13 protein-coding genes are annotated in these 9,044 nt (G+C 44.3%); 6 read left to right on the plus strand and 7 right to left on the minus strand.

Annotated elements, in window-relative coordinates; translation table 11 throughout:
* The 4 genes from mutL to HRT75_RS10075 form a co-directional block, all read right to left on the minus strand.
* Window positions 1-389 (minus strand): DNA mismatch repair endonuclease MutL (mutL, locus tag HRT75_RS10060; RefSeq protein WP_291186002.1); only part of this gene is annotated, 389 nt, incomplete at its 3' end.
* Window positions 390-677 (minus strand): riboflavin synthase subunit beta, encoded by a 288-nt coding sequence (locus tag HRT75_RS10065; RefSeq protein ID WP_291186005.1) that lies wholly within the window; start codon window positions 675-677, stop codon window positions 390-392. It abuts the gene before it with no gap.
* A 95-nt stretch (window positions 678-772) separates the two neighbouring features.
* The gene (gene ribH, locus HRT75_RS10070) at window positions 773-1,270 is read right to left on the minus strand and encodes a 6,7-dimethyl-8-ribityllumazine synthase (RefSeq protein ID WP_291186008.1); all 498 of its coding nucleotides are present in this window, start codon (window positions 1,268-1,270) and stop codon (window positions 773-775) included.
* Window positions 1,271-1,272: 2 nt separating this feature from the next.
* Window positions 1,273-2,037 (minus strand): tetratricopeptide repeat protein, encoded by a 765-nt coding sequence (locus tag HRT75_RS10075; RefSeq protein WP_291186011.1) that lies wholly within the window; start codon window positions 2,035-2,037, stop codon window positions 1,273-1,275.
* Window positions 2,038-2,188: 151 nt separating this feature from the next.
* Here HRT75_RS10075 and HRT75_RS10080 point away from each other — a divergent pair, with 151 nt between their 5' ends.
* Genes HRT75_RS10080 through HRT75_RS10090 form a run of 3 tightly spaced genes read left to right on the plus strand, consistent with a single transcriptional unit; the run spans window position 2,189 to window position 3,979 of the window.
* Window positions 2,189-3,268 carry a DNA replication/repair protein RecF gene (locus HRT75_RS10080; RefSeq protein ID WP_291186014.1) on the plus strand — a complete coding sequence of 360 codons (1,080 nt, stop codon included), beginning with the start codon at window positions 2,189-2,191 and terminating at the stop codon, window positions 3,266-3,268.
* Complete coding sequence (locus HRT75_RS10085; RefSeq protein WP_291186017.1) at window positions 3,265-3,690, plus strand: lipocalin family protein; 426 nt, start codon at window positions 3,265-3,267, stop codon at window positions 3,688-3,690. The genes HRT75_RS10080 and HRT75_RS10085 overlap by 4 nt, the downstream gene beginning before the upstream one ends.
* Window positions 3,683-3,979, plus strand: coding sequence for a DUF721 domain-containing protein (locus HRT75_RS10090; RefSeq protein ID WP_291186020.1), 297 nt, complete (start codon window positions 3,683-3,685; stop codon window positions 3,977-3,979). The genes HRT75_RS10085 and HRT75_RS10090 overlap by 8 nt, the downstream gene beginning before the upstream one ends.
* Window positions 3,980-3,991: 12 nt before the next feature.
* Here the strand turns inward: HRT75_RS10090 and HRT75_RS10095 are convergent, their stop codons facing one another.
* Together HRT75_RS10095 and HRT75_RS10100 are read right to left on the minus strand one after the other, a co-directional pair.
* The gene (locus HRT75_RS10095) at window positions 3,992-4,411 is read right to left on the minus strand and encodes a nucleoside-diphosphate kinase (protein ID WP_272833138.1); all 420 of its coding nucleotides are present in this window, start codon (window positions 4,409-4,411) and stop codon (window positions 3,992-3,994) included.
* 98 nt (window positions 4,412-4,509) lie between these two features.
* Window positions 4,510-5,565 (minus strand): alkaline phosphatase D family protein, encoded by a 1,056-nt coding sequence (locus HRT75_RS10100; RefSeq protein ID WP_291186025.1) that lies wholly within the window; start codon window positions 5,563-5,565, stop codon window positions 4,510-4,512.
* 91 nt (window positions 5,566-5,656) lie between these two features.
* Here HRT75_RS10100 and HRT75_RS10105 point away from each other — a divergent pair, with 91 nt between their 5' ends.
* The 3 genes from HRT75_RS10105 to HRT75_RS10115 are packed head-to-tail and all read left to right on the plus strand — an operon-like array spanning window position 5,657 to window position 8,346.
* Window positions 5,657-6,679 (plus strand): bifunctional oligoribonuclease/PAP phosphatase NrnA, encoded by a 1,023-nt coding sequence (locus HRT75_RS10105; RefSeq protein ID WP_291186027.1) that lies wholly within the window; start codon window positions 5,657-5,659, stop codon window positions 6,677-6,679.
* Window positions 6,672-7,229 (plus strand): gliding motility-associated peptidyl-prolyl isomerase GldI, encoded by a 558-nt coding sequence (gldI, locus tag HRT75_RS10110; protein WP_291186030.1) that lies wholly within the window; start codon window positions 6,672-6,674, stop codon window positions 7,227-7,229. The genes HRT75_RS10105 and gldI overlap by 8 nt, the downstream gene beginning before the upstream one ends.
* 10 nt (window positions 7,230-7,239) lie before the next feature.
* The gene (locus HRT75_RS10115; RefSeq protein ID WP_291186033.1) at window positions 7,240-8,346 is read left to right on the plus strand and encodes a peptidylprolyl isomerase; all 1,107 of its coding nucleotides are present in this window, start codon (window positions 7,240-7,242) and stop codon (window positions 8,344-8,346) included.
* Window positions 8,347-8,393: 47 nt separating this feature from the next.
* Here HRT75_RS10115 and HRT75_RS10120 read toward each other — a convergent pair.
* A partial coding sequence (locus HRT75_RS10120) for a M20/M25/M40 family metallo-hydrolase (RefSeq protein ID WP_291186035.1) occupies window positions 8,394-9,044 on the minus strand: 651 nt, incomplete at its 5' end.

The raw sequence follows: 9,044 nt of genomic DNA on the forward strand, positions 1-9,044 counted from the left end.
CTGCCAGCAATCTTCACCTCCGTCCCTACTTCATCCTCAGCGGTGCGGGTTTTAAGGCTCACTTGAGCCACTGCAGCAATAGACGCCAAGGCTTCCCCGCGGAATCCTTTGGTGTGCAACTTAAAAAGATCTTCAGCTTGATGGATCTTAGAGGTGGCGTGACGCTCAAAGCAGGCTTGGGCGTCTTCAGCAGACATCCCCGATCCATTGTCAATAAGTTGAATGAGTGTTTTTCCCGAATCCTTGATCACCAATTGCAAGTCTGTCGCACCTGCATCCACAGCATTTTCCAACAGTTCTTTCACTACAGAAGCTGGGCGTTGAACCACTTCTCCTGCGGCGATCTGGTTGGCCACATGTTCGGGTAAGCGCGTTATTGTACCTGCCATTTATCGGGAACTCGTAAAGATGGATAGATCAAAATCAATCATAAACAGGAATAATAATATCAAAACCGCGATGATAATGATCACACGTCGATTCACATCTTGACTCGGGTTGCCTTTGTAATCTGCCCAAGCGTGCTTGAACTTATTCTTAAGACCACGAGCCGGCGTAGATGCCGTGCGATACTCTTCAAAGCGATTGCCCATCTCAAAAGGACGCTTGCCTCCGTTATTGTAATATCGGGGTTCGTAATCGTACCTTTTGTTCTTTCGTGTTTTGAATATTCCCATTGTACTCTACCAAATTTACTAAAATAGCCGCGTTTGTTAAAGTGGCTTTTCTCCTTTAACAAAACAAAAACAATGCCAGAGCAAATTAGAGAGTTTTAGAACTTGCTGTCCTTGCGTAATTGGGCCATTTCAATGGCAGCAATTGCCGCCTCAGTTCCTTTGTTGCCGTGCTTTCCGCCGGATCTATCGATAGCTTGCTGCATGGTGTTGTCAGTCAACACACAAAAGATGACAGGAATACCACCACCTGCATTGAGTTGAGCAATTCCGTTAGTCACGCCTTGACATACAAAATCAAAGTGTTTGGTCTCTCCTTGGATCACACTGCCAATCACGATCACTGCATCCAGCATATCGTAAGATTCGCGCATGCGCTGGGCTCCGTAGATCAGCTCATAGCTTCCAGGTACATTCCAACGGACAATATTGTCATTGATTGCTCCGCAGTCTTTAAGAGCATCAAAAGCACCTTGAAACAAGCCTTCTGTGATCTCATGGTTCCATTTGGAGACCACAAGCCCAAACTTGAAATCCTTAGCGTTAGGAACTTCGGATTTATTGTAGGCCGATAGGTTATTGCCTGCGGTTGCCATAATTATTGCATCGCTTCCGCCTGTCCCAAGAAGATCTGTGCTTCTTGAACAAATGGCGAATCTGGATAGTTCTCTTTGATCTGAGCTAGCAACTGCACAGCTTCACTGTAGTTTCCAGTTTCAATAGCGCTTTTACCAGCTTTCAAAAGATATTTTGGCGTCGTGTAGTCGTTTGTATTGAGGTTGGCTGCTTGTTTGTAGTAATTCAAAGCATCACCAAATTCTCCAAGGGCAGCAAAGGCATCACCAATTCCTCCTTTCGCCTGAGGCGCAAGGATCTCATCGGTAGCGTTAAAAGCATCTAGGCTCTCAATGGCTTTCTTGTACTCGCCTGTTTGCAAATAAGCAACTCCTGCGTAATAACGTGCAATATTCCCGGCATCAGTACCTCCGTACTTGGAGATGATCTCTTCTAAACCGTATTGTCCGTTACCTCCTTTAAGGGCAAGATTGAACAAAGAATCGTTCTCAGTAGCAGTCATGGCTTGCTCCCAGTAGTTCTGGGCTTGGAACATCTCGTTCATCGCCTTGGCTTCCTTAGGCTCTTGCACATAAGTTTGGTAAGCCAAGTATCCTAAAATACCCAATGCTATAAGACCAATGACTCCAAAGATGTACTTCTGGTTCTCTGCAACCCACTTCTCGGCTTTGTTAGCTCCTTCGTCCAGGGTGTTAAACACCTCTGCCGTTGCGCTATCTTCTTCGATCTTGGTTTGCTGTTCTACCTTTGTTTTAGGTCTTCCTCCGCGTTTTTTATACGTTGCCATACTGCTGATTTATTGCGGGGCAAAAATATAATTTTTATTAGAATTTGAAAGACAATTTATTCGTTAATTTTCAATAATTTGCAGGCTGTTTCGCACTGCGGAATTTAATGACCGCAACACGACATACCCGTCTCGACAAGCGCGCCAGCACATGATATTAACCGACTTATCCTTAGTTAATTACAAAAATTTTGAGAGCCAAAGTTTTAGTTTTGACCACAAGATCAATTGTTTTGTAGGCAATAACGGGGTGGGTAAAACCACGGTTTTAGACGCTGTTTATCACCTGGCGTACGGCAAGAGCTATTTCAATCCCATCAGCAGTCAAAACATTCGTCACGGAGAAGATTTCTTTGTGATCGACGGGAATTTCACCCATCAAGAGCAACCGCAACGCATCTTGATTAGCAATAAAAAAGGGCAGAAAAAGATCATTAAACGCAACGGCAAAGCCTATGAGCGCTTCTCAGATCATATTGGCCTCATCCCAGTGGTGATCATCTCTCCAGCAGATCGTGACTTGATCACAGAAGGCAGTGATGTACGCAGAAAATTCATGGACGGAGTGTTGTCTTTGAATGACCCGGCCTACTTGCAAAACCTCTTGGATTACAACAAGGTGTTATCGCAGCGCAACTCTTTGCTCAAGTACTTTGCCCTCAACAACACCTACAACGGAGACACCTTGGCTGTTTACAACGAGCAGTTGGATCAGTTGGGGACTCCAATTCACGAGAAACGAAAAGATTTCATTGCCCAATTCACTCCGATCTTTAACAGACGTTATGCAGAGATCAGCGGAGGTCACGAAGCCGTAAGCCTGCATTATAAAAGTCAATTGGAAAACACGCCTTTATTGGATCTCTTTGCACAGAGCATCAACAAAGACAAGGCCTTACAGTATACCAGTCAGGGGATTCATAAAGACGACCTCAACTTTGAAATTGACGCTCATCCGATCAAAAAGTTTGGATCTCAAGGCCAGCAGAAATCCTTTTTGATTGCCTTAAAGTTGGCGCAGTTTGACTTTGTAAAAGACAAGGCTAATCAAAATCCAATTTTGCTTTTGGATGATATTTTTGACAAATTGGATGAATCCCGGGTTGCTCAACTTTTACAACTCGTTAAAGAAGATAACTTTGGACAGATCTTTATCAGTGACACCCATGCCGATCGGACAGAAGCCGTAATTAGCAGCATTCACCAATCCTATAAAATGATCGCCTTATGAAACAGTTCCTTGGACTTTTAGTGACTCTTTTAGTCTGGTCATGCAACTCTGGATTTAGTGGAGACTTTTCTGAGCTGCAAGGATATTGGCAAATTGAATCCGTAAGCACCAACGGACAGGTAGTCAAGGCCTATCAAACTAATTTGGTGGTGGATTATTTTGAATTGCCCAATGACAGCAGCGGGATACGCAAAAAACTTGCCCCGAAGCTAGATGGTACTTTTGCGAAGACTAACAATAGCGAGGTTTTTAGACTTATTAAGGAGGCCGGAGATTATTTCATAGAATTCACTACACCCTATGACAGCTGGCGTGAAAAAGTAATCAGTTTGAGTGCAACCGAACTCATTTTAGAGGATCAAGAAGGTACGCAGTACCAATACAAGCCTTATGAGGCTGTAAATATTTTAGGCGATGAATAAGCGCAGCCGCGAACATATCAGCCTGGGTGATGCACTCAAAGAGTTTTTTGGACAAGGGAAGCTCAAACGCGGCATGGATCAAATGAACGTGCGGGATACTTGGAACAAAATGATGGGTCAAGCCATCGCCGGTTACACAGAAGATATTCGCTTGGAATCTGGAACCCTCTATGTGAGACTTACCTCCTCTGTCCTTCGAGAGGAGCTCAGTTATGGCAAACAAAAAATCATTTCCATGCTCAATGAAGAATTGGGCACAGAAATGATTAAGAAATTAGTTTTGCGCTAAGCGCGGTGCGGTTTAGAACTGCTCTCTTCCAGCAAAGTGGAAATTCCCTTCAATAGCAGCGTTCTCATCACTATCACTTCCGTGAACAGCGTTCTCACCGATTGAAGCAGCATACAACTTACGGATAGTTCCTTCTGCAGCCTCTTCTGGGTTTGTAGCACCGATTAGGGTTCTAAAGTCAGCAACAGCGTTCTCTTTTTCCAAGATCGCAGCAACGATAGGACCACGTGTCATATATTCTACCAATTCTCCAAAGAACGGACGCTCTTTGTGGATGGCGTAGAAAGCCTTGGCATCATCAGTAGTCATTTGCGTAAGCTTCATAGCTACGATTCTAAAACCAGCGGCTGTAATTTTTTCTAAGATCGCTCCGATATGTCCTTTTTCAACGGAGTCGGGCTTCAACATTGTAAATGTTCTGTCTGTTCTCATGTCAGGTGTAAAAAATTTGTGCAAAAGTAGCCCTTTTCAAGCAGACCGCAAGCGCTTAACGATTCTTTAACCGCAAAATAAACTGGATTCTTAAGTATTTATTCAGCCGAATAAGCCTGAACGAATTGTTCAATAAGTACATCGTCTTTCCCTCGGATCTCAAAAACCACGGTCTTGGATGCTTGGTGGACTTTGATCAGACCGAAATTCAGCTCCTTGGTTCCCTCGCCCCAGCGGTATTCGCTTGGCTCAAGCGGAGAACCTGGAAAGGTGTGGGTCAAGCCACTGGCGGTAAAGTCTAGTAAAGGATATCCCAGACCAGCCTGCTCGTCTTTTGACATCTCTGCATGGTGTCGATCTCCGGAGAGTAAAATGATGTTTTTAGATTGTGCTGCTTTTAACACCTCATACATCTTGTTGCGCTCCGCCGGAAAGTTGCCCCACTTCTCCCAACCGTGATCCGAATTGTTCAAGAATTGGACACTGCTAACAATAAAAGTAAAATCATGGGTGGTGTCCTTCAATTGATTTTCCAACCAAACCCATTGAAGAGGGCCTAAAAACCATCCGTCATGATCCGCTGGCCAAGGCGTATAGCGCTTGTCGGGATCTTCACTTTTTAAAAGCGGATCGCGGTAGTAACGCGTATCCAACATAATGAACTTGACCGATCCTTGATCTGTTTGGTGAACATAGGAATGAAATATTCCAGGCTGATCGCGCAAACTATCTCCTTTTGGCAACTCCATAAAATCCCAGAAAAGTTCGCTGGCCACGATCTTCATTGGGTATTGTGCTCCAGCATCATTTTCACCGTAATCGTGATCATCCCAAGTTCCTATGACTTTGGTTTGTTGCCTTAATTTGGTGTAATCGGCTTGGTTGAACTGCTTATTATAATCCGCACGCATCTTTGAACTATCTCGCGTATCGCTGTAGATATTATCGCCGCCCCAGATAAAGAGTTCCGGCTTGTGTCCTAGAATAGGATTCCACAATGGTTGTTCTCGCTCCTGATCATTACAACTGGCAAAAACAAAGGTCAGCGTGTCATTTACAGCAACAGCATCTTGTTCTACTTCGGATTTGGATGGCGAATTTTTACAGGCTGCAATACAGAGTACTAGCGCTAAGGAGAGGTATAATTTATACATACTGATGGTTGGATTTATTTGGCATAAAGTTAACCATTATTGGTTGTAATGGCAGGCGGTCTCTCGTTATTAAATTGTATCTTCGCTGCCGATGAATACTGCAGAAATTTCTGAATTAAAAAGCCTGCTGAGCAGTCCGATCCGCATTGTGGTGATTGGACATAAAAACCCCGACGGAGACGCTATTGGCTCTACTTTGGGCTTAGCGGGTTATCTGGAAAAACTCGGACATAATGTGCGCGTTATGGTGCCCAATGATTATCCTAAATTCCTTAAATGGATGCCGGGCAATGACAAGATCCTCAGATTTGAGAGCCACGCAGACAACTGCGGAACCCTACTTAAAAAGGCACACTTGGTATTCACCTTAGATTTCAATGCCTTGCACCGCTTGGGTCCTGAAATGGAGGCTGTACTCCAAAAAATTGATTGTCCCTTCGCTATGATCGATCACCATCAGCAACCGGATAGCTATGCAAAATTCACGTATAGCGATGCGAGCATGGGATCAACTTCTGAAATGGTCTACCATTTTATGGAAAAGATGGGCCACTTGAACTATTTGGACGCAGACATCGCCACCAATCTTTACGTTGGAATCATGACCGATTCAGGCTCGTTTAGGTTTCCAGCAACTACCAGCACTACGCACAAAGTAGTTGCAGATCTGATCGACCACGGTGCAAAGAATTCGCAGATCCATCGCAACGTTTATGACAACAACAGCGAAAACCGCATGCAGCTGCTTGGCACGGCGCTGAGTAACCTCAAGGTCATGCAGGAGCACCGCGCGGCATACATCAGCCTTAATCAAGCGGAACTGGATGCCTGTAATTACAAGAAAGGAGATACTGAAGGCTTTGTAAATTATGCCCTATCCATTGAAAATATTGTTTTGGCGGCTATCTTCATTGAAAGCGAAAAAGACGGGATCATAAAAATCTCCTTGCGCTCCAAAGGCGATTTCTCCGTGAATGAGATGGCCCGAACCCACTTTGACGGTGGAGGCCATATCAACGCGGCAGGTGGAAGATCTACTCGTAATATGGAAGAAACCATAAAGTATTTTATTAGTATCTTGCCCACCTATCAAAATGCCCTGCTTAATGCCTAAGCTCCTACTTACACTTTTCTCCTTATTGCTCGTAGTTTCTTGTGCCCAACCAGAAGCTCGTAAGCCAGTGAGTCAAAGTTCTGGAAGTTTTGTGAACGCATCTGTGAGTCGCAATCAGAAGTTGGTGGCACAGCAGGAGGAAGCTATCAAAGCGGTGATAGCCAAAGATACCACAACAATTTACACAGCCTCAGAAAACGGTTTTTGGTACAGCAGAACAAAGACCGACTCCACGTCCGCTTACTTGCCTCAGTTTGGAGACCGTTTGGTCTTTGATTATCAAGTAGAAGATATTTACGGGAATGTGATCTATCCGAAAGCACAGATCAGTCCACGCAGCTATGTGATGGATCAGCAAGAGTTGATCACGGGATTGCGCCAAGCACTAAAGTTGATGCATGCCGGTGAATCCATGACCCTACTCTTACCCTCGTATACGGCTTATGGCTATTACGGGGACGATAATAAAATAGGCATCAATTACCCCTTGAAGGTCCAAGTTGACCTGAAGTCAATTGAGCCCCAATCCAAAAATGAATCCAATAATTAAGAAGATAGAAATGAAGAGAATCACTTTATTACTTGTATTTGCAGGCCTGTTTGCAGCGTCTTGTCAAAATCCAAAATACCCAGACTTGGCAGACGGTGTATATGCTGAGTTTGTAACAACCCAAGGTACTTTTGTAGCTAAGTTGTTTCACGACCAAGCTCCAGTTACGGTTGCCAACTTTGTAACCCTAGCGAGCGGGAAAAGCGAAATGGCCGATTCTACCTACGCTGGAAAGCCTTACTACAACGGACTGATCTTTCACCGCGTGATCAAAGATTTTATGATCCAAGGTGGTTGTCCATTAGGAAATGGAATGGGAAGTCCTGGTTACGCATTCCCAGACGAGTTTGTACAAGGACTTGTTCACAGTAAAAAAGGAATGTTATCTATGGCCAACAGTGGTCCTAATACAAACGGAAGTCAGTTCTTTATCACACTCAAAGAAACGCCACACTTAGATTATAAGCATGCCGTTTTTGGAGAGATAGTGATTGGACAAGATGTTGTTGACGCCATTGGATCTGTAGAGACTTCTAAGCCTGGAGACAAGCCCATGGAGGACGTGGTAATGCAAGAAGTGAACATTATTACCAAAGGAGATATTACGGTTCCAACACTGAAGACTGCGCTTACCGACAAAGCAGAAGAAGCGGCAGCTCGTGCTGCAGAGATCAAAGCAGTGGCTGAAGAATTCAAAGCCAAGAATGAAGGCATCCTTGCCGATGCTGAAGAAATGGACTCTGGATTGCGCCGTGCATATGTTACACGTGGTGAAGGTGCCGAGCCTACTGAAGGACAAATTATCCTGTTAGAATATGAAGGATATTACACAGACGGAATGTTGTTTGATACTTCCAATCCTGATTTGGCAGAGAAATTTGACGTAATGAATCTAGCGCGTAAGGAAGCTGGCCGTTACGGACCACTTGAAATTCCATTCTCTGCAGATGCCCGTATGATCCCTGGTTTTAAAGAAGCCATGTTGAGCATGCGTGTTGGTGATGAGATCATGGTTTACTTGCCTTCTCACTTAGGTTATGGAGAGCAAGGATCTAGAGCTATCCCGCCAAACACGGACTTAGTATTTAGAATGAAGATGACTGGAATCAAGCAGTAAGCTTCAAATCAAGACATAAAAAAAGCCCCGATCACTCGGGGCTTTTTTTATGCGTTTTCTGGAATCCGTTTTAGAGTTTCAATCACATAGTTCCAGTATTTTTGTACTGAAGATATACTGGCGCGTTCATCAGGCGAATGCGCTCCTTTGATCGTCGGACCAAAAGAGATCATATCCATTCCTGGGTAGTTCTGCCCTAGAATTCCACACTCCAATCCAGCATGACAAGCAGCGACATGCGGTTGCTCATTAAACAGTTCGTTATAAAGACCTTCCATAACCTTCAAAATAGGACTGTCCATATTTGGCGCCCAGCCCGGATAGTCTCCAGAAAGCCCCACTTCTAGACCAGCATTTTCAAAAGTAGCTCGTAAAGCGTTTGATAGATCAGCTTTTGAGGATTCTACAGAAGAACGGGTCAAACAGCCAATATGAATGCTGCCCTCAGCTACCAACACTCGTGCAATATTGTTAGAGGTCTCAACCAGGTCAGCTATGGCAGGACTCATGCGGTAATCTCCTTGGTGTGCCGCATACATAGCATTGATCAGCTCTTTTTGAGATTTCTCATCTAGGGTATTTTCGGGCTGCTCTGCAGTTTGTAATTCAATAGACAATGCAGGCTCCAAAGATTTAAACTCGGGCAAAATCGCTTGTTTTTCAGCTTCAAAACGGGCCATCACTTGCTGTTTTGAATC

It is taken from the genome of Gilvibacter sp. (assembly GCF_013214815.1).
Taxonomy (GTDB): Bacteria; Bacteroidota; Bacteroidia; order Flavobacteriales; family Flavobacteriaceae; genus Gilvibacter.

Bases quoted from the DNA above. Each gene is read 5' to 3' on its own strand.
- HRT75_RS10065 (WP_291186005.1), bottom strand. From the start codon at position 677: ATGGGAATATTCAAAACACGAAAGAACAAAAGGTACGATTACGAACCC.
- HRT75_RS10100 (WP_291186025.1), bottom strand. From the start codon at position 5,565: ATGTATAAATTATACCTCTCCTTAGCGCTAGTACTCTGTATTGCAGCC.
- HRT75_RS10095 (WP_272833138.1), bottom strand. From the start codon at position 4,411: ATGAGAACAGACAGAACATTTACAATGTTGAAGCCCGACTCCGTTGAA.
- ribH (WP_291186008.1), bottom strand. From the start codon at position 1,270: ATGGCAACCGCAGGCAATAACCTATCGGCCTACAATAAATCCGAAGTT.
- HRT75_RS10105 (WP_291186027.1), top strand. From the start codon at position 5,657: ATGAATACTGCAGAAATTTCTGAATTAAAAAGCCTGCTGAGCAGTCCG.
- gldI (WP_291186030.1), top strand. From the start codon at position 6,672: ATGCCTAAGCTCCTACTTACACTTTTCTCCTTATTGCTCGTAGTTTCT.
- HRT75_RS10075 (WP_291186011.1), bottom strand. From the start codon at position 2,037: ATGGCAACGTATAAAAAACGCGGAGGAAGACCTAAAACAAAGGTAGAA.
- HRT75_RS10080 (WP_291186014.1), top strand. From the start codon at position 2,189: ATGATATTAACCGACTTATCCTTAGTTAATTACAAAAATTTTGAGAGC.
- HRT75_RS10090 (WP_291186020.1), top strand. From the start codon at position 3,683: ATGAATAAGCGCAGCCGCGAACATATCAGCCTGGGTGATGCACTCAAA.
- HRT75_RS10085 (WP_291186017.1), top strand. From the start codon at position 3,265: ATGAAACAGTTCCTTGGACTTTTAGTGACTCTTTTAGTCTGGTCATGC.
- HRT75_RS10115 (WP_291186033.1), top strand. From the start codon at position 7,240: ATGAAGAGAATCACTTTATTACTTGTATTTGCAGGCCTGTTTGCAGCG.